The organism is Candidatus Methanarcanum hacksteinii (assembly GCF_964305265.1).
GTDB classification, from domain to species: domain Archaea; phylum Thermoplasmatota; class Thermoplasmata; order Methanomassiliicoccales; family Methanomethylophilaceae; genus Methanarcanum; species Methanarcanum hacksteinii.
The window spans coordinates 674,853-691,995 of record NZ_CAYATA010000002.1 but is presented as its reverse complement, the minus strand read 5'-3'; the positions used below and the strand labels follow the sequence as shown (position 1 = coordinate 691,995).

The following is a 17,143-nucleotide window of genomic DNA, read 5'->3' as shown; positions in this document are numbered from 1 at the left end:
TCACTCACCTTCAGAATACTCCGACCCTCATTCCGACATCCTCTGCCGAGTAGCCTTCTGAGAGTTTGATGATCGCATGCTTTCCATCTTTCTGGATTCTTGTCCATACCTTATCGACTTTGACCTCGAAGCGCTCCTCGAAGACGACCTTGATCAATGCCTTGTCCGCATCTCTGTGAACGAGGAACTCGATCTTGTTTCCGTCCTTGAAGTCCTGTGTGGGGGTTCCGCCGATGGCGTTCATTGCCTTCTCTGTTACGAAAGGCTTGATAAGAACATCGTTCTGCTTCACTGTGTCCACTCTCCGATCTTGGCGATTGCCGATTTGGTGTAAACTGTAAGCCTTCCAGCGTCTCCTCCGGGTGCGAGCACTGCGGCGTTGATGCTGTTGACTGTCTCAACCTGTACTCCAGGAAGGTTCGCTGCACCTTTGATGATGGGTGCCTCTTTCTCTGTGACGACGAGAAGTATCGACACGGGTGTGCGGTACTTTCTGTTCCTCATCTTTCCCCTTCCTGCACGGATCTTCGTTCCGTCCTTTGCACGGTCAACATCGTATGCGATTCCGATCTTCTCGAAGAGATCGTATACCTCGGATGTTGACTTGATATCCTGCACGTCATCTTCCACAACGATAGGGAATGAAACTGCATCATCGAACTGGTGTCCGCGTGCTTTCACACATGCTGCACAGCCTGTTGCTGCAAGTGCTGACTTGCGTGCGAGGACACGCTCTTTCTGGTTGACCTTAAGTGACCAGTTCTTCTCGGGAACCGGTGGGTGAGCCCTGCGTCCTGAGACGTTGTTAGGTGACTCTGTAGCTTTGCTTCCATCGTGGATACGCTGTACACGTGCTGTACCGCGACCCTTTCCCCATGTGCTGACGGAGTGCCTCATACCAGATCTTGCTCCAGGTCCGTAGGGCTGCCTGCCGTTGGCCGCTGCTGCAAGGACTGCTTTCTTGATCAAGTCAGGCCTGTAGGGGGTCTCGAAGGCTGCGGGAACATCGATCTTTCCTGCTACGTCTCCCTTAACTGAATAAACATTTGTTTGTGCCATCTAACTCATGCCCCCTGTTTTGATGATGTAGAGACATATGTTATGTCCGTAACATCGTTGACAGTCTTGGGTGCCCTCGTTGCATCTCTGAGCCTAACGAGTCTCTTGGTAGGTCCAGGAACGGAACCATGTACGAGTACGTATGTGTTGACGACATCGCCGTAGTTCAGGAATCCACCCTTGGGTGTGATCTCCGATCCCTCTGCTCCGATCTTCATGAGCTGCTTGTTGAACTCTGTCCTCTGGTGGTATCCCATCTGACCTGATCCGGGAACTGTGCTCCTGACGTATCCAGGTCTCTTAGGACCAAGGTTGGCGATTCCCCTGCGGTGTTTGCTGTTCTTGTGTGAGAGAAGTTTGACTCCCCAGCGCTTCGTAACACCCTGGAATCCTTTTCCTTTGGTCACTGCGACGACATCGATGAGTGTACCCTCGGTCGCGAAGTCATTGATCGTGACATCTTTTCCGAGGAGGCTTTTTGCGAACTCTTTCCTCTCGTCGATGGTGCCTCCGCCGATCCTGAGCTCCATGACATCAGGGACCTTCTTGGGAACTCCCTTGACCATCTTGGGCTGTGTGTAGGCGATGACACGGACGTCATCGACATCGACACCGTCGTATTTTGCGAACGATGCTTCGTCGTGTGACTTCGGGACGTTCAGGCGTTTGTCAAGCAGAGGATCGAGCTCCTGTGCCCATACTTCGCCTGCGGTCTTGAGTCCGTAGATCGTGTTCTCGTAGAACCTAACTGCTGCTACCTTCATCGGGGGAACTTCAAGGACCGTGACAGGTACCTGCACTTCCATTCCCGATGTTGTTGCCTTTGCACGCTTGTCGACTATGAAAGCGTGCGTCATACCGGCTTTGTATCCGGCGAATCCCTGAATCTTAGGTGCACCTGATATCTCAGGCCAAGAATCAAGGCGGGGTGTCTGCGACTGGGCTCTCTTTCTAGGCCCGTACGCACGTGATCCCTTCTTTGGACGTCTCCTTTGTGGCATATTTCACATCCTGCGAGAGTATCTTCGCTAATCTCGCATCTTAGTCGATTTCAACGTCTAATCCTCGACCGTGACACCGCGTCCACATCCCGATAAAAATCGACATGAGACCTGGATATGGGTTGCGATTGCATTGCCCGATGTGTCTGGTCGAACATATTGCGCGTTAATCTAATGGGTCGTAGACCCACGTCATATATAAAGGTGTCGCAAAAATAGTATTAATATAACGCGCGTAAATAAATAAAGAGAAGGGAGCTCAGAGCGTCCCTTCTTTTGCTTTCTTCTGTGCCCTCTTCATACGGGCCTTCGCATCGAATCCTGTAGCCTTCTCAGCGAACTCATTGAGCTTCCTTTTACTGTCGAGGATCTCCTCGTCCGTCATAGGGCCCTTCCTCGATTCGGTGGCGATGTCCATCTTGTCCTTTGCGAGGATCTTTGCCTCTATGCGTGTCATCACACCATATTCTGACACATATGTCTCGCCTTCGGCTTTGACATTTCCGAACACATCCCTCATCAGATTCGGCAGAGCATCTCCTTCGACGTTCTTGAACCATCCTCTCTTGATATCGTAATCCAACCCATCACTTCCTGATCATCAGATCGCTGCTGAATCCTCTGTCGAGATCAGCTGCTGTACCCAGCATTGATTCGGAGAGCATATACTTTTGCCAACTGTCGCGACATTCACAGGTCACGTTCAAATCATTGACATCCTGTGTGAATGAGAACCGCTCTATGGCCTCCAAAGCCCTCTGGTCGCATTCACCACAATTGTGTACCCCTCTCTGACTTCCTCCGCCAGAAGGGGACGACATGAGTCTAGAATTGATTGTGCCAGATAGTTCTTTGAACACCTCTATGAGTGACCATATCCAAGGGGGCCTGTAGTCCCCTCTCTTCCAGATCCTCTCCACGACTGTTCCCTTCTGCACATTGACTGGATTGATCGATATCTCATCGGAGAACGGGTCCGCGAATCTTGCCGAATCTATAGCCGAATCTATGGCAACACGCTCCTGCATGTACAACGGTTTGAGTAAAAGGTAGGAACGGACCATCAGGCCTGCATCCTTCGCTAATTCTCCAGCTCTCTTCGCATCATTCGGCGTGAAACCTTTCCTGATGCTCACTTCCATCACTTCAGGGTCGGATGATTCCAATCCCAATGCTATGGTCGTGGATTTCGGTAAGGTGGAAAGAACATCCTTTTCGATGAACTCGGGGCGACTCTCGAATAGTATGCGGTCGCAGGAAGAGAATTCATCGAAGATGCGTTCCCTCACTGTCATTGGTATCTCATTCTCATCCAGGAAACTGCCGGATGTATATAATTTGACGAATGATTCGCCTTTGTAACGGGAGAGCATCTGATCCACTTGTTTCATCAGATCATCCTCCGTGACGTCGTGCAGAGAGGCCGTGCGATATCCGCACATCGTACAGCCGCCACAGTTCTTCGCCCAAACACAACCATTCGTACGCATTATGGCGACCATGGCGTCGGACAACTTCCCATTGACGACATCCTTCTCCTTCCAGAGTGTCTCCAATTCATCTGGCCTTCTCTCTTTCATCTTTCTTCGTATTCTCCTTCCTGTTAATAATAACGCGCACACGACCATAACTTATATATCGCTCGGTCCGATGGGGATTTTGGTATGCCTATGGCAAGGAACATAATTGTAATCGGATCGGGTGCGGCAGGAATGACCGCCGCATCGGCTGCAAGAAGGCAGGATCCATCATCAAATATCACCGTATTCACTGAAGATGAGTACATCTCATACTCGCCCTGCGTGATCCCCTGGGCTATCGAAGGCAGGGCATCATGGGAAAGCATCGTGATGCACGATCCCGCCTACTACGAGAAGGAGAGGAACATAAAGGTCCTAATCAGGACAACGGTCACTGCGATCGATGGCGAAACGAAGAAAGTGACTGCGGATGGGAAGGAATATCCCTATGATTCGCTGGTCATTGCGACAGGAGGTACCGTCTTCATACCGCCCGTACCTGGGAAGGATCTCGAGAACGTGTTCGTCGTCAGGACCATCAATGATGGTAAAGCTATACAGAATGCGTTGAAGGATGTCAAGACCGTCGTCATCGGCGGCGCAGGAGTCATCGGACTCGAAATGGCCCTATCCCTCAAGAATGCAGGCAAAGATGTCATCGTCATCGAGATGATGGATCAGGTCATCCCACGTATCGCTGATAAGGATATGGCAGAACCTATCCAGAGATATCTTGAGGACATGGGCATAAAGTTCGTCATGAAAGCACCGATCCAAGGTGTGAACGGAGAGAAGAAGGTCGAATCCGTCACAGCCGCAGGCGAGACATATCCCTGTGAGATGGTCATCTTCGCGACCGGAGTCCGTGCTAACCTCACATTGCCCAAGATGTTGGAGCTCGATATCGGTCAACTCGGAGCAGTTGCCGTATCCCCGACCATGCAACCATACAAGAGAGGAAGACTCGTTCCTGATGTGTTCCTCGCAGGCGATGTCGTACAATGTCAATCCGCCATACTTGCAGGCCCCACCATGAGTCAACTCGGATCGTCCGCGGTCAGACAGGGTCTCATCGCAGGCGCTAACGCCGCAGGTGCAAGGAAGTCTGCCGGACCTGTCGCCAGCCCGTGGGTGAGCGTCATAGGTGACAAACAGATCGCCGGAACAGGCATGTCAGAAGGACTTGCCTCGTGGTATGGCATCAAGACCGTTGAAGGAAAAGCCCGTGGGCTCACACGCGCCAGATATTACCCTGGCGGAAAGGAACTCATCGTCAAGGTGCTTGCGGATGAATGCTCACACAGGCTCATCGGTGCACAGATCATCGCTGGAGAGGATGCGACAGGCCGTATCAATTGGATCACGGAAGCCATCATCGATGGCGTGACAGCCGAGGACTTCGCAGTACGTTCAGAGAACGCATACTGCCCGCCAACATCCATGGTAAGGGATGTCGTCCTAGCTGCAGTGGACGACCTGTGTGAAAACCTGAAGAAGAATTGATAACATGGAATACCAAGAGTACAAAGCGATCTACAATCGTCTGAATTCCGTCAAGGATGTCAAAAAACTCGAGGACGAGGGATACGATTTCAGATTCGCTGAAACCTTGTACACTCAGAAGATGAGCAGGGATGTCAAGAAGAGATTCTACGTCGTCAAGAACAACTCTGCGAAACTGCTGAAGGAGTGGAAGAGGGGAAAATCCATGATGGAACTTGCCGAGAAGTGGAACTTCCCCCCGATACTCATGGCCATGTTCATCTTCCTCGAGGATGGTGCGACCAGGAAGGAGTTCTGGGATTACATCAACGATCCAGATCAACTTGTGGAAGAGGTATCGAACGAACTCAGAGAGGTCATCGAGAACGACATCATCTACTCGCCTGAAGGCAACAACAGGCAGAGGGAGAGAGGCATATGGGGAGAGAATCTCCTCCACGAATGGTTGGATGGCCAAGGCATCACATATCGTGTCGAGGATGACCTCAAGGGAGTGTATGAGAAGACCCCTGATGCGCTTTTGGATGAACCCATGCTGTATCACGGACACAAGATATATTGGGTCGAGAGCAAAGCATCGTTCGGAGACAATACCGAATTCAAATACAACTCCAGGAAACAACTTATCCCATATACACAGATATTCGGACCCGGTATCGTGGTCTATTGGACCGGATGCCTGGACGATCTTGAGTGTCCGAAGGATGTGTACGTGAGGGACATATCCATCATGGATGATCATCTTGATTGGATCGAGGAAGACGCTGAGGAGTGAGATCCTCCGTCCTCTTCCAATTAAATTTTTCTAAATGACAATCCGCGGGACAGAATGTGGGCTGGATGTCAATTGTTGTCTTGAAAATCAATGGTAGCGAGGAGTCGATTTGAACGACCGATCTCCGGGTTATGAGCCCGACGGGATATCCTGGCTACCCTACCTCGCTATGTTTCCACCTATTATCAAGTCATATTTATATTTTTGTTGAAGAGATCGGCGGACCGATCGAAAGGATAAAAAGGTCACAGAGGGCCGGAACGGCCCTATGTTCAAACGAATTTGACTGCTGTTCCGAATACAAGTATCTCGGCCGCACCAGCCATGACGGATGCTGATGTGTACCTAACACATACTATCGCATCCGCACCAAGTGCCTCTGCCTCCGCTACCATCCTCTTGGTAGCTGTCGCCCTTGCCTCATTCATCATATCGGAATACGCTTTGAGCTCTCCACCGACCAAAGATTTCAACCCTGCACCGATATCCTTCCCGAAGTTCTTCGTTTGGACCATATTTCCTTTAACGAGGCCGAGGACCTCATACTGCTTCCCAGGCACAACGTCAATAGTTGTCAACATCATCGTCTACACCTTCATCTATCTCTTTGATACGCTCCACAGCATAGTATACGATCATCGCCGAGAATATCAAGCATACCGCTACGACCACTATGGAGATGAGTGAAAATCCAGATAGCATGGATACTATCCCTGTGATCATGAACATGCAAACGAAGAGTACCGCAATCGCTATCACGACTATCCTCTTCGAACGATTAGACGTCGTATCACCCATCATGATATCGATTGTTCTTATTGTATAAATAATCTAGAATAGGGCCTTCAAGTGCATGATATCCTCAATCTTGCCCTTTATCCTGATCTTCTTGGTGACGTAGGCCTTCATAGGTCTCAATGTACCATCGATGAGTTCCTGCAGATATTCGCGCGTGGTCATCAAGGTCACATCAGGATCATCTATGAGTTCGGGTCTGAATTCGGTTATCTCAGCATGTTCGATCTTCATCGAATAGAATTCGTCTCCCAAGTCGATGTTGAGCGTTTTTGTTATGGGTTCCACCTTCGCTCTCGTCTCAGGATCCTTACTCATCCTTCTTCTGAATTTATCGATCATCCTCTGGATTTCGAGCTCCATACTCATATGTTCACCAATCCGTAATGCGCGTATTCTTTGATACCATAAGTAGTTTTTTTACTGGCTCCCATGAATTCCTGACATCAGGCGGGGATGAACCGTTCTTCCTTATCCAATTCTCGATGAAACCCATCGTCTTCCTGTCGCTAGGATACCCGCTTCCGATGTCCATTCCGAATCTGTCGGCTATATCGTCGATCATCCTATCGCGCGTCACTTTAGCCAATATCGATGCGGCGGATACGACAGGGTATGTGTCATCCGCTTTATGTTTTCCGATGACATACTCTCCGCCCGTCAACGATGACAGTTGCGATGAGAATCTTGATTCATTCACATCGGGACAGTCCGCATATATCGATGATACGGGCCTCTTGGATACCGATCTTGCGAACATCTCCAACTCTATCGTGTTGAGAGATTTTGTAGCCATCATCTCATCGATCTCGGCTGCGGATGCAATTTCTAAATGATAGTCATCGATCGTTTCGATGATCCGATCGTACAATTTCTCTCTAGCCTTAGGCGTGAGCTTCTTGGAGTCCTTCACACCCAAATCCTTCAATGCAGCATCACCCTCTACGAAAACGGCACAAACAACCAATGGGCCCATCACTGGACCTCTGCCAGCCTCATCGACACCGCACATCATGAATGAATATGTCATCACATGATGATAACATCTCCGTTGTCGACTGCTATACTCTTCTACTAAAAAAATTGTTGATAAACGAATTCTTTATTTATATCTAGTAATAGTGGCCACACATGATACCAGTTTGTGATGTTCAAAACCGTAAGAATGAGACGGGTTTCAGCCTGACCAAGGTCGGTGTTACCGGCGTCAGAAAGTTAGTCCATGTGAAAAGGCCAGATGAACATTGCAATGAACCTTTGGTCTGTATGATCGATGTGTTCGTGGATCTCCCTGCCGAGCAGAAGGGTTCACACATGTCCAGGAATCTAGAGGTCATAAGGGCCGTCGTATCGGAATGCACAGAGGAACCTACGACTGGTATCGAGGACCTTGCGACCATGATCGGCAAGATGCTCCTCGAGAAGCATGAATACGCTAAATTCTCCAATGTGAACATCGTCGCAGAATATTTCAAGGACAATGTCACACCACACGGCAAGAATACTACAGAGGTGTACAGACTCTTCGGTAAAGCGAAATGCGAGCGTGATGGCGGCATCACCAAGACCATAGGCGTAGAGGCTGTCGGTATGACCGCATGTCCGTGTGCTCAGGAGAATGTCGCTCAGACGCTCAACTGCTCCAAAGAATGGCCTGTCATCACACACAACCAAAGGAATGTTTGCACCGTGTACATGTCAATGGATGACAGTTGTATGGTGGAAGCGGATGATCTCATCGATCTGATCAATTCGTCATTCTCATCACCTACGTTCGAGGTGTTGAAGAGGGATGATGAGGCGGCTGTCGTCATCAATGCTCATAGGAATCCGAAATTCGTAGAGGATATGGTGAGAGACGTATTGAAGAAGATCGTTGACGAATACACCGAACTTCCTGATGATGTTGAAGTTGTTGTGAAGAGTGAATCCGAGGAATCGATACACAAACACAACGCATTCGCCGAAAGGACAGCTACCTTGGGCGAACTTAGAAACTGATTCCCTGATCGTCGTCCCCTGAGGACAGGGGACGACATCAAGATTCTCAAAGAAGTGATTTTGCCTCTTCAGGTTCGATCTCAAGGGCCTTGAGCATATATTCCAAAGCTTTCTTCGCGTATGGAGCCCTTGCTTTGGGATCCTCCATGATCTCACCGTATGATGCCATCACGTTGTTGAAGTACTCTACAGCGAACTCCGAATAGAGTGATGCTGATCTGGATTCATCCGCCTCTGCAGCCTCGCAGAATGCCTTCTCGGCCTCATCGTATTTGTTGATGGAGATGCAATAGAGTCCGTATGATTCATAGTAATCGCATTGTGGATCCAACTCTATGGCCTTGTTGTAAGCCTCGATGATGTCTTCATCCTTGACTTTCGCACCGAACATTCCAGCTGCCATGTTGCCGCATTCCGCCTTGTAATACCAACACTCAGCGTCGTTGGGATTCTCGTCACAGAGCTTCTTAAATGATGAGTATGCTTTCTTGAAGTCACCCTCATCCATGGCCTTCATTCCAGCCGCCAATTTCTTTGAGAGGTCATCTGCCATCTTTATCGTGGTCTCGTTAAGTTTTCTTCATTATAAACGATTACGGTGACTATTACGTCATTAGCGTAATAATCCGCATGCATCTAGTTCGAGTATATCCAAATTACAATAATCGTACTATAAACAATCATTTTCAACGATTTTTTCACGAAAATCGAATAATTATAATATTTATTCGTAAAAATTCTACGAATTCAATCATTAGGCTTCTACTTCTTTTATATATGTATAACGGCTACCGAAAGAACATATCATATTAAGTGATAATATGACAGTAGATAAGATCACGAAAGAGGCCACATCGAAGATGAGAGGGCTAGGCATATTGGTACTCCTAGTCGCTGTCATCGCATTGGCACTCATATTCGAACCTGACGGCGGATTCGTCGGAACATGGTGGTCACTAGTACCTCCATTCGTTGCGATCGTCCTTGCCCTCATAACGAAGGAAGTCTATTCCTCACTTTTCGTCGGAATAGTGCTAGGTGCATTGTTCCTGTCTAATTTCAATCTAGAGATGACCGTGGTCAACGCCACAGCCGGATTCGCACAATCCGTCGGTGATATCGATAACGCAGGAATCCTCGTGTTCCTTGTCGTTCTCGGAGTCATCGGTGTTCTGCTCTTCAAATCAGGCGGTTCCAAAGCCTATGGAGAATGGGCACTCAGACACATCAAGAGCCGCAGAGGCGCACAGTTCGCGACATTCCTCTTGGGAGTATGTATCTTCGTGGACGACTACTTCAACTGTCTGACAGTCGGTTCGGTCATGCGTCCGCTCACGGACAAGTTCAACATCTCACGTGCTAAATTGGCATATCTGATCGATTCCACAGCAGCACCGATCTGTATCATCGCACCTGTGAGTTCTTGGGCGGCTGCAGTCGCATCGAGTCTCGGTAACACCACACTTCCCGCAGGGATGAATGCGATGGATGTGTTCATCCAGTGTATCCCGTACAACTTCTACGCTTTGTTCACCATCGTGATGGTCGTATGCATCTGTTTCATGGATGTCGATTTCGGACCCATGAAGAAACACGAGGACAACGCGAAGAACGGTGACCTATACACAACGCCCGACAGGCCATATGAGAATGTGACGGACAACACGACATATGACTGCGAAGGACGCGTCGTAGATCTTGTGCTCCCGATTGTCCTCCTCATCATATCATGTGTCGTTTCACTCCTCTACACAGGAGGATTCTTTAACGGAGCTGGAATCCGTGATGCATTCGCTAACGCAAGCGCATCCACAGGACTTGCGATGGGATCGATCGTAGCTCTGCTCATGATCATCGCATACTTCATCGTCCGCAAGGCTGCAGCGTTCCCTGTGCTCTTGGATACGCTGCCCCAGGGATTCCGTAACATGGTATCCGCGATCCTCATCCTGATCTTCGCATGGACACTCTGTGCCATGACCAACAGTCTGGATGCCTCATCGTTCGTCAGTAACGCATTGGACGATGCAGGAAGCCTCAAGAACATGTTGCCTGCGATCTTCATGATCATCGCATGTTTCATCGCATTCGCAACAGGAACATCATGGGGAACCATGGGTATCCTGATCCCGATCGTTGTGCCTGTGTTCGAATCGAACCCAGATCTTCTCATCATCGGTATCGCGGCCTCTATGGCTGGTGCGGTCTTCGGAGACCACTGCTCACCCATCTCGGATACGACCATCATGTCGTCTGCAGGAGCTGAGTGCAGTCACGTCAATCACGTGTCCACACAGGCACCATACGCTATACTAGTGGCATCGGTGTGTTTCGTGTTCTACATAATCGCAGGATTCTGGAACTCATACATCGTCACACTGCTCGGTATCGTCGCGATGGTCGCTATCCTGTATGTGATCAAGATCATCAACGCCAATAAGGGAGGTGCTTGCGCATGAAGGGATCCAACGTAGTATTGGCACTCATGTTGGCTGCTATGATCGTCGTACCTGCGGTAGCGATCGCAGATGCAGACTTCTCGATGGCAGATGATACCCCTGATGCAGACGGTGAGAAGAAACAGGCCACATCGCCCTGGTTCGTCGGACTCTTCGGCATATTGTTCGTAATAGCCATAGCGGCCCCTGCCTACATCAGATATAAAGAGAAGAAATAACCCTTATCGCCCGGCTCTGCCGGGCTTCTTTCTTATTTACGCGATAACGTTTATAATGGTCCGTCGAAATCATATCCACGGTCTCAATGGACAGAGAAATAGTAGAAAAGGTCGCACACATCGCACATCTCAACCTCACGGAAGAGGAATTGAACAAATACAGTGTGGACCTTGGAGAGATCTTGGAATACTTCGAGATGCTCGACGAGGCACCTGGTATCGAGAACATAGGATTCAATCCTGTGGAGATCGCTGATGCATTCAGAGAGGATGAACCGATCATGGAGATCCCTGCTGAGGAGTGCACCAAGGACATGAAGACCTATGACGGATACATCAGGGGGCCGAGATTGGCATGAGGATCGGTGACCTTGGATCGATCAATGAGAAATATGAGATGTTCATCAATTTCTCACAGTCGAATGATATCGACGGTGAGTTCACATTCTCTGCCAAAGATAATCTCACGTCCATAGACTACGAATCCACAGCAGGCTCCAAGATCCTCGAAGGCTACAAAGCACCGTTCGACGCCACACCGATCAAGAGGATGAGAGAGGCCGGAGGAGCACTTATCGGAAAGACGAACATGGATGAGTTCGGTTTCGGGACATTCTGCACCAACTCCGCATTCGGTATACCGAAGAACCCGTTCGATCTGAACAGATCATGCGGAGGATCGTCCGGAGGTTCCGCATGTGCCGCCGCTGTGTTGGATGACCATGTATCGATCGGAGTGTCGACAGGTGGATCGATCGTATGTCCCGCTTCATTCTGCGGAGTGTATGGATTGGCCCCGTCATACGGCCGTGTCTCCAGATATGGTCTGATTGATTACGGCAACTCCTTAGATAAGGTAGGATTGTTGTCATTCAAAGCATCCGACCTCAGGAGATATCTGCCGATCATCTCAGGGAAGGATCCTCATGACCCCACATCGTACGTACAGCCTGAATTGAAGCTTGGACGGAAGAAGCTTAAATCAGTAGCGATACCAAAGGAGGCTGTGGAAGGAGATGGGATTAGCAAGGATGTTATGGAATATTTTGAAAAGAGCTTGGAGATGCTCAGATCCATGTCCATAGACGTGGAATACATCAGCATGCCCACTCTGAAATACTCCATCCCCGCATACTATGTCATCGCAACATCCGAGGCATCTACCAATCTTGCAAGATTCTGCGGAATGAGATACGGCCAACAGGATGGGGATCTTACACTCAAATTCGATGATTATTTCACATCGTTCCGTTCAAAGTACTTCGGGGACGAAGCAAAGAGAAGGATTCTGCTCGGAACGTTCACCAGGATGGTGGGATATGCCGACAGGTATTACAACAAGGCACTTCAGGTAAGAGAGGCCATCATCGCGGATTACAAGGAACAGTTCAAGAGATTCGATGCTGTGGTCACACCCACGATGCCTTTCATCTCGCCTAGATTCGATGATATATCGAAGATGTCCGCTTTGGATTCCTATAAGGCTGATTTCCTCACCGTGCCGCCGAACATCACAGGCATGCCGCATATGTCCGCACCATGCGGATATTCCGACGGAATGCCCATAGGATTGTTGTTCACATCCGACCATTGGAATGAGGATGTCCTCATAGATGCAGCGGAGAAATGGGATTCTGCATTCGATGTCAGACATGCGGAGGTGAAGGTATGAAGATAGGATTGGAGATCCACGTACAACTCCCCACGAAGTCGAAGATGTTCTGTTCCTGTCCCACCACAGGTGCGGATCTTCCCAACACGCATGTGTGTCCCGTATGTCTCGGCCTCCCGGGATCGAAACCGTCCCTCAACAAACAAGCCGTTGTCCTCGGATTGACGATAGCGAAGAAACTCGGGTGTTCGATACCCGATACCACATGGTTCTCGAGGAAGATATACTTCTATCCTGACCTCTGCAAACACTTCCAGATCACACAATATGATATGCCGATAGGTCTTGGTGGTGTGTTCTACCTCGGCAAGAAACCGATAAGGATCACACGCGTCCACCTCGAGGAGGATCCTGGTAAGACCAAGAGAGTAGGCGATGGATCATCGCTTGTGGACTACAACAGATCAGGGATACCTCTCGTCGAGATAGTGACTGAACCCGATATCTCCACGCCGATGGAAGCTAGGGAATTCCTGTCCGCGCTCCTTACGGAGATCAGAAGCGTCATAGACCTCACGGACAACGGAGAGAGGAGCGTCAGATGCGACTGCAACATCTCCGTTGGGAAAGAGAGATGTGAAGTGAAGAATGTGACGGGACTCAAGAATGTCGAGGCTTGTCTGAAATATGAGGTCGTCAGACAGACGAAACTCCTCAAGGCAGGCGGTAAGATCGAACGTGAGACAAGACGTTTCGACGAGGAGAAGAAGGTCACATTCTCAGCAAGGAAGAAGGAGTTCGAAGCAGACTATGGATACATAGGCGAACCTGACCTTGGGATATATCACATATCGAAGATAGCAGAATCCATTCAGCTTCGTGAATCGCCTCTTGTCAAGATCGCAAGATTCCAAAAGGAATATGGCATGGATGAGAAGATCGCCAAGCAGATCGTGAACACCTCCATGAGTCTTGCCGACATATTCGAGAGGATCGCGAAAGCGACTGACGTCGCAACAGCGACATCGTGGACATCCGGTACGATCGCCGCGAATTGGAAGAGCTTCGAATCGAAGGCCGATGAGAAGGGCGAGGAGCTCGTGGATACGGTCGTAGACTACCACAAGGGCAAGATGACCGATACCGAATGTAACATACGCATAAAGGCATTGATGACAGGAAGGATCGTTACAGAGATGTCTGCGAGCTGCGCCGATCTTGAAGCGTTGGTTAGGAAGACCATAGATGAGAACCCTTCCGTCGTAGAGGACTATAGGAAGAACGAGAAGGCCGCCAACAGAATCATTGGTCTCATCATGAAGGAGACCGGCGGACAATACTCATCATCCGATATCGTGGATACTACGAAGAGACTCATCGAAGAGAGATTATGAACCGTTCACCTCAGGTGAATTGGTCTCTGAACCCCTATCCAATGAACTGCACAATAGCGTAGAGCCTAGTATCAACGTTGCCCCGATCCATCCGGCGACACCGAGATCCTCACTCAGCAGCAATGCTGAGAGCATCAATGTCACGACAGGTTCCATGTATCCGTAGATGGCAGTGGTCTGTGCCGGAAGATATCTCATCGTACCGAAATACAGCAGGAATGTGCATCCTGTCGTCACCACACCCAATAACATCAAGCATACGACATCCTCCGTCGTGAATGTGAGCGAACCGATGTCCACGGATAATACGCAATACAACATGACGACCAACGTGGAGACAGATAATTGAACGATGGTCCTGTCACATGCCCCGATATCACCCAATCTCTTGTTACACATGACCATCCCGCAATAGCATATCGCGGCTAACAATCCAAGAGAGATGCCATAGAGATCGTTATCCCCTGTCATCCCTCCCTGTATGACGCCGGAAGCCATCGCCAACCCTAGGATGGAGATGATGACGCATACTAATTTGGTCACAGTGAATCTCTCCCTGAGTAAGAATGGTGATACGATCATCACGAACACTGGAGCCATGTAGTTCGACAGGGTCGCGAGAGATATCGTCGTCTGCTTGTACGCCTCGAACAATGCGAGCCAATTGAGTCCGAGGAATATACCTGAGAGCACCAACGGCTTCAGATTGGAACGGACATCCTCCGATGATATCCTCTTCCCTGTCGATAATATGACCAAGAGGATGAATAAGGAACCGATGAGTCCTCTGAATAGGACGATCACAGATGATGGTAGACTCACACCGGAGGCCAATATGCCTATGAGTCCAAACAGACACATCGCAAGGAACATCAACAGCCTTGGATACTTGGCCATCAGATTGTGTTCCGTACGATCACCTGATGTAAAAGAAGATTGCGGGAGACTGATCTCCCGCTAGATGTTTCATTCTATGTCCTCTTCCTCGATGTCGAAATCGACATCGTCCATGGCCAAGGACATGAGTTGAAGTTCTTCGAGCTTCTCATCATCGATCTTATCGGGAGATCCGTCGATGAGTGACTCCGCCTTCTTGTTCTTCGGGAATGCTATCGTATCACGGATCGTCTCCTTGCCGAGAAGGATCGCTATGACACGGTCGACTCCGATCGCAATACCTCCGTGGGGAGGTGCACCGTAGCCTAAGGCTTTGATGAACCAACCGAAGTTCTCCTCGATCCTCTCATCCGAGAGTCCGAGCTGATGGAGTACCTCGACCTGCATCTCAGGCCTGTTTATCCTCATGGAACCTGAACCAAGCTCGTTACCGTTGAGGAGTATGTCGAAACATGCCCCTTTCTTGAAGTTATCATACGGCAGCACGAACGGGTGGTGGAATGCATCCTTCTTCCCTGAGACGGGATCTACCTCGAACATGGGACAGTCCACGAGCCAATGGAACTGGAACGTACCCTCCGGAACGAGACCGAGATCGGCTGCGAGCTGTCTCCTCATGAGTCCTGCACCCTCGAGTGTCCTCTTCCACGGACCTGCCATCAGGAATATGAGGTCCCCTTCCTCGGCCTTCATCGTCTCTTTGATGCCTTTCTTGTTGTCATCGGTGAAGTATTTGACGATGTTGCTGTCCAACTCGCCGTTGACGACCCTCATCCATGTGAGTCCTCCGAGTCCGAACTTCTTCGCCAATGCGATGTATCTATCCACATCGTTCCTTCCGATCTTGTCGCCTGCGATATCTTTCTTGAGATTCATTCCGACGATGATGCCGCCTTCAGCGACGATCTTCTTCATGATGCCGTAGTTGGTCTCCCTGAACACCTCTGTGAGCTTCTCCAATGGTAATCCGTATCTGAGATCGGGTTTATCCGATCCGTATCTCTCCATGGCCTCCATGTAGGATATCCTCGGGAACGGGATCTGGAGCTCTTCGCCATACAATCCTTTCCAGATGTATGCCAACATCCTCTCCATGTTGTCCTGTATGTCCTTCTCCTCGATGAACGACATCTCGATATCGAGCTGTGTGAACTCGGGTTGCCTGTCCTTCCTCGAATCCTCGTCACGGAAGCACCTAGCCACCTGATAGTAACGGTCCATACCTGCGACCATCAGCATCTGTTTGTAGAGTTGAGGGGATTGCGGAAGAGCATAGAACGTACCTGGGTGGACCCTTGATGGTACGACATAATCCCTAGCGCCTTCTGGAGTGGATTTGGCGAGCATGGGAGTCTCTATCTCAAGGAATCCCTGTGATTCGAGATACTGTCTCGCAAGGTGGATGAACTTGCTCCTGAACTCTATGGCCCTGATCATCTCAGTCCTTCTCAGGTCAAGATACCTGTACTCAAGACGAACATCCTCCGACGGAAGGACGCCTTCCTTCTGATCGCCTATCTCGAAAGGCGGGACCTCGGATCTGCTGAGAAGTTCTGCGGATGTTATGAGCACCTCGACCTCGCCTGTCTTATTACGGGCGTCCTCGGTTCCATCGACCCTCTTCCTGACAATACCATTGACAGAGACTGCCGACTCACGGGTGAATGTCTTCATAACGTTGGCAAGTGCCTGAGCATCCGTTCCAGCAGGTAGATCCTCCGGATCGAATACGACCTGGGTGATTCCGTATCTGTCGGCAAGATCGATGAAAGCGACCCCTCCGTGATCTCTGGAGAACCTTACCCAGCCTTGCAGGCATACCTCTTTTCCCAGATCGGATGATCTGAGATCTCCACAGGTGTGCGTTCTTCTCATTTTTAATTACCCTCTCTTGAGGTTATATACGACC

20 protein-coding genes and 1 tRNA gene are annotated in these 17,143 nt (G+C 49.6%); 8 read left to right on the top strand and 13 right to left on the bottom strand.

Annotated elements, in window-relative coordinates:
• Positions 1 to 10: 10 nt before the first annotated feature.
• The 5 genes from rplW to ACI2NF_RS04390 form a co-directional block, all read right to left on the bottom strand.
• On the bottom strand, positions 11 to 292 hold the full coding sequence (gene rplW, locus ACI2NF_RS04410) for a 50S ribosomal protein L23 (RefSeq protein ID WP_400153178.1): 282 nt from the start codon (positions 290 to 292) through the stop codon (positions 11 to 13).
• On the bottom strand, positions 289 to 1,059 hold the full coding sequence (gene rpl4p, locus ACI2NF_RS04405) for a 50S ribosomal protein L4 (protein ID WP_400153177.1): 771 nt from the start codon (positions 1,057 to 1,059) through the stop codon (positions 289 to 291). The genes rplW and rpl4p overlap by 4 nt, the downstream gene beginning before the upstream one ends.
• Before the next feature lie 5 nt (positions 1,060 to 1,064).
• A complete protein-coding gene (locus ACI2NF_RS04400; protein WP_400152032.1) occupies positions 1,065 to 2,060 on the bottom strand; it encodes a 50S ribosomal protein L3 in 996 nt (331 codons plus the stop codon).
• A 259-nt stretch (positions 2,061 to 2,319) separates the two neighbouring features.
• On the bottom strand, positions 2,320 to 2,643 hold the full coding sequence (locus ACI2NF_RS04395; protein WP_400146750.1) for a DUF5611 family protein: 324 nt from the start codon (positions 2,641 to 2,643) through the stop codon (positions 2,320 to 2,322).
• Between the two features lie 4 nt (positions 2,644 to 2,647).
• On the bottom strand, positions 2,648 to 3,640 hold the full coding sequence (locus ACI2NF_RS04390) for an archaeosine biosynthesis radical SAM protein RaSEA (protein ID WP_400149004.1): 993 nt from the start codon (positions 3,638 to 3,640) through the stop codon (positions 2,648 to 2,650).
• A gap of 90 nt (positions 3,641 to 3,730) precedes the next feature.
• Between ACI2NF_RS04390 and ACI2NF_RS04385 the strand changes: the two genes are divergently transcribed.
• Together ACI2NF_RS04385 and ACI2NF_RS04380 are read left to right on the top strand one after the other, a co-directional pair.
• Positions 3,731 to 5,083, top strand: coding sequence for an FAD-dependent oxidoreductase (locus ACI2NF_RS04385; RefSeq protein WP_400151625.1), 1,353 nt, complete (start codon positions 3,731 to 3,733; stop codon positions 5,081 to 5,083).
• A gap of 4 nt (positions 5,084 to 5,087) precedes the next feature.
• A complete protein-coding gene (locus tag ACI2NF_RS04380) occupies positions 5,088 to 5,858 on the top strand; it encodes a C15orf41 family protein (protein WP_400146756.1) in 771 nt (256 codons plus the stop codon).
• Between the two features lie 91 nt (positions 5,859 to 5,949).
• On the opposite strand, the gene ACI2NF_RS04375 is transcribed toward ACI2NF_RS04380, so the two are convergent.
• From ACI2NF_RS04375 to rnhB, 5 genes are all read right to left on the bottom strand, one after another.
• Positions 5,950 to 6,027, bottom strand: a tRNA-Met gene (locus ACI2NF_RS04375).
• Positions 6,028 to 6,130: 103 nt separating this feature from the next.
• Complete coding sequence (locus tag ACI2NF_RS04370) at positions 6,131 to 6,442, bottom strand: YbjQ family protein (RefSeq protein ID WP_400146759.1); 312 nt, start codon at positions 6,440 to 6,442, stop codon at positions 6,131 to 6,133.
• Positions 6,423 to 6,656, bottom strand: coding sequence for a hypothetical protein (locus tag ACI2NF_RS04365; RefSeq protein WP_400146761.1), 234 nt, complete (start codon positions 6,654 to 6,656; stop codon positions 6,423 to 6,425). The genes ACI2NF_RS04370 and ACI2NF_RS04365 overlap by 20 nt, the downstream gene beginning before the upstream one ends.
• 33 nt (positions 6,657 to 6,689) lie before the next feature.
• The gene (locus ACI2NF_RS04360) at positions 6,690 to 7,022 is read right to left on the bottom strand and encodes an SCP2 sterol-binding domain-containing protein (RefSeq protein WP_400146763.1); all 333 of its coding nucleotides are present in this window, start codon (positions 7,020 to 7,022) and stop codon (positions 6,690 to 6,692) included.
• Between the two features lie 4 nt (positions 7,023 to 7,026).
• The gene (gene rnhB, locus ACI2NF_RS04355; protein ID WP_400152029.1) at positions 7,027 to 7,668 is read right to left on the bottom strand and encodes a ribonuclease HII; all 642 of its coding nucleotides are present in this window, start codon (positions 7,666 to 7,668) and stop codon (positions 7,027 to 7,029) included.
• Between the two features lie 116 nt (positions 7,669 to 7,784).
• Here rnhB and mptA point away from each other — a divergent pair, with 116 nt between their 5' ends.
• Positions 7,785 to 8,654: a GTP cyclohydrolase MptA gene (mptA, locus tag ACI2NF_RS04350; protein ID WP_400146767.1), complete on the top strand. Its 870-nt coding sequence runs from the start codon at positions 7,785 to 7,787 to the stop codon at positions 8,652 to 8,654.
• A 46-nt stretch (positions 8,655 to 8,700) separates the two neighbouring features.
• On the opposite strand, the gene ACI2NF_RS04345 is transcribed toward mptA, so the two are convergent.
• A complete protein-coding gene (locus ACI2NF_RS04345) occupies positions 8,701 to 9,207 on the bottom strand; it encodes a tetratricopeptide repeat protein (RefSeq protein ID WP_400146770.1) in 507 nt (168 codons plus the stop codon).
• A gap of 268 nt (positions 9,208 to 9,475) precedes the next feature.
• On the opposite strand from ACI2NF_RS04345, the gene ACI2NF_RS04340 reads away from it, so the two are divergent.
• The 5 genes from ACI2NF_RS04340 to gatB all read left to right on the top strand — a co-directional run bounded on the left by ACI2NF_RS04340 (position 9,476) and on the right by gatB (position 14,337).
• Positions 9,476 to 11,113, top strand: coding sequence for a Na+/H+ antiporter NhaC family protein (locus tag ACI2NF_RS04340; RefSeq protein ID WP_400148442.1), 1,638 nt, complete (start codon positions 9,476 to 9,478; stop codon positions 11,111 to 11,113).
• On the top strand, positions 11,110 to 11,331 hold the full coding sequence (locus ACI2NF_RS04335) for a hypothetical protein (RefSeq protein WP_400148440.1): 222 nt from the start codon (positions 11,110 to 11,112) through the stop codon (positions 11,329 to 11,331). Before ACI2NF_RS04340 ends, ACI2NF_RS04335 begins: the two co-directional genes overlap by 4 nt.
• An 86-nt stretch (positions 11,332 to 11,417) precedes the next feature.
• The gene (gene gatC, locus ACI2NF_RS04330) at positions 11,418 to 11,690 is read left to right on the top strand and encodes an Asp-tRNA(Asn)/Glu-tRNA(Gln) amidotransferase subunit GatC (protein ID WP_400211140.1); all 273 of its coding nucleotides are present in this window, start codon (positions 11,418 to 11,420) and stop codon (positions 11,688 to 11,690) included.
• Positions 11,687 to 13,003 carry an amidase family protein gene (locus ACI2NF_RS04325; RefSeq protein WP_400211139.1) on the top strand — a complete coding sequence of 439 codons (1,317 nt, stop codon included), beginning with the start codon at positions 11,687 to 11,689 and terminating at the stop codon, positions 13,001 to 13,003. Before gatC ends, ACI2NF_RS04325 begins: the two co-directional genes overlap by 4 nt.
• The gene (gene gatB / locus ACI2NF_RS04320) at positions 13,000 to 14,337 is read left to right on the top strand and encodes an Asp-tRNA(Asn)/Glu-tRNA(Gln) amidotransferase subunit GatB (RefSeq protein WP_400211138.1); all 1,338 of its coding nucleotides are present in this window, start codon (positions 13,000 to 13,002) and stop codon (positions 14,335 to 14,337) included. Before ACI2NF_RS04325 ends, gatB begins: the two co-directional genes overlap by 4 nt.
• Here gatB and ACI2NF_RS04315 read toward each other — a convergent pair.
• Positions 14,332 to 15,234 (bottom strand): DMT family transporter, encoded by a 903-nt coding sequence (locus ACI2NF_RS04315; protein WP_400211137.1) that lies wholly within the window; start codon positions 15,232 to 15,234, stop codon positions 14,332 to 14,334. The two genes, gatB and ACI2NF_RS04315, sit on opposite strands and share 6 nt — an antisense overlap.
• Before the next feature lie 69 nt (positions 15,235 to 15,303).
• On the bottom strand, positions 15,304 to 17,109 hold the full coding sequence (gene aspS, locus ACI2NF_RS04310; RefSeq protein ID WP_400152024.1) for an aspartate--tRNA ligase: 1,806 nt from the start codon (positions 17,107 to 17,109) through the stop codon (positions 15,304 to 15,306).
• Between the last annotated feature and the right edge of the window lie 34 nt (positions 17,110 to 17,143).

Excerpts from the sequence above, each read along its gene's own strand:
- rpl4p (WP_400153177.1), bottom strand. The coding sequence starts at position 1,059 with ATGGCACAAACAAATGTTTATTCAGTTAAGGGAGACGTAGCAGGAAAG.
- ACI2NF_RS04400 (WP_400152032.1), bottom strand. The coding sequence starts at position 2,060 with ATGCCACAAAGGAGACGTCCAAAGAAGGGATCACGTGCGTACGGGCCT.
- ACI2NF_RS04390 (WP_400149004.1), bottom strand. The coding sequence starts at position 3,640 with ATGAAAGAGAGAAGGCCAGATGAATTGGAGACACTCTGGAAGGAGAAG.
- ACI2NF_RS04385 (WP_400151625.1), top strand. The coding sequence starts at position 3,731 with ATGGCAAGGAACATAATTGTAATCGGATCGGGTGCGGCAGGAATGACC.
- ACI2NF_RS04380 (WP_400146756.1), top strand. The coding sequence starts at position 5,088 with ATGGAATACCAAGAGTACAAAGCGATCTACAATCGTCTGAATTCCGTC.
- ACI2NF_RS04370 (WP_400146759.1), bottom strand. The coding sequence starts at position 6,442 with ATGATGTTGACAACTATTGACGTTGTGCCTGGGAAGCAGTATGAGGTC.
- ACI2NF_RS04365 (WP_400146761.1), bottom strand. The coding sequence starts at position 6,656 with ATGGGTGATACGACGTCTAATCGTTCGAAGAGGATAGTCGTGATAGCG.
- ACI2NF_RS04360 (WP_400146763.1), bottom strand. The coding sequence starts at position 7,022 with ATGAGTATGGAGCTCGAAATCCAGAGGATGATCGATAAATTCAGAAGA.
- rnhB (WP_400152029.1), bottom strand. The coding sequence starts at position 7,668 with ATGATGTGCGGTGTCGATGAGGCTGGCAGAGGTCCAGTGATGGGCCCA.
- mptA (WP_400146767.1), top strand. The coding sequence starts at position 7,785 with ATGATACCAGTTTGTGATGTTCAAAACCGTAAGAATGAGACGGGTTTC.
- ACI2NF_RS04345 (WP_400146770.1), bottom strand. The coding sequence starts at position 9,207 with ATGGCAGATGACCTCTCAAAGAAATTGGCGGCTGGAATGAAGGCCATG.
- ACI2NF_RS04340 (WP_400148442.1), top strand. The coding sequence starts at position 9,476 with ATGACAGTAGATAAGATCACGAAAGAGGCCACATCGAAGATGAGAGGG.
- ACI2NF_RS04335 (WP_400148440.1), top strand. The coding sequence starts at position 11,110 with ATGAAGGGATCCAACGTAGTATTGGCACTCATGTTGGCTGCTATGATC.
- gatC (WP_400211140.1), top strand. The coding sequence starts at position 11,418 with ATGGACAGAGAAATAGTAGAAAAGGTCGCACACATCGCACATCTCAAC.
- ACI2NF_RS04325 (WP_400211139.1), top strand. The coding sequence starts at position 11,687 with ATGAGGATCGGTGACCTTGGATCGATCAATGAGAAATATGAGATGTTC.
- gatB (WP_400211138.1), top strand. The coding sequence starts at position 13,000 with ATGAAGATAGGATTGGAGATCCACGTACAACTCCCCACGAAGTCGAAG.
- ACI2NF_RS04315 (WP_400211137.1), bottom strand. The coding sequence starts at position 15,234 with ATGGCCAAGTATCCAAGGCTGTTGATGTTCCTTGCGATGTGTCTGTTT.
- aspS (WP_400152024.1), bottom strand. The coding sequence starts at position 17,109 with ATGAGAAGAACGCACACCTGTGGAGATCTCAGATCATCCGATCTGGGA.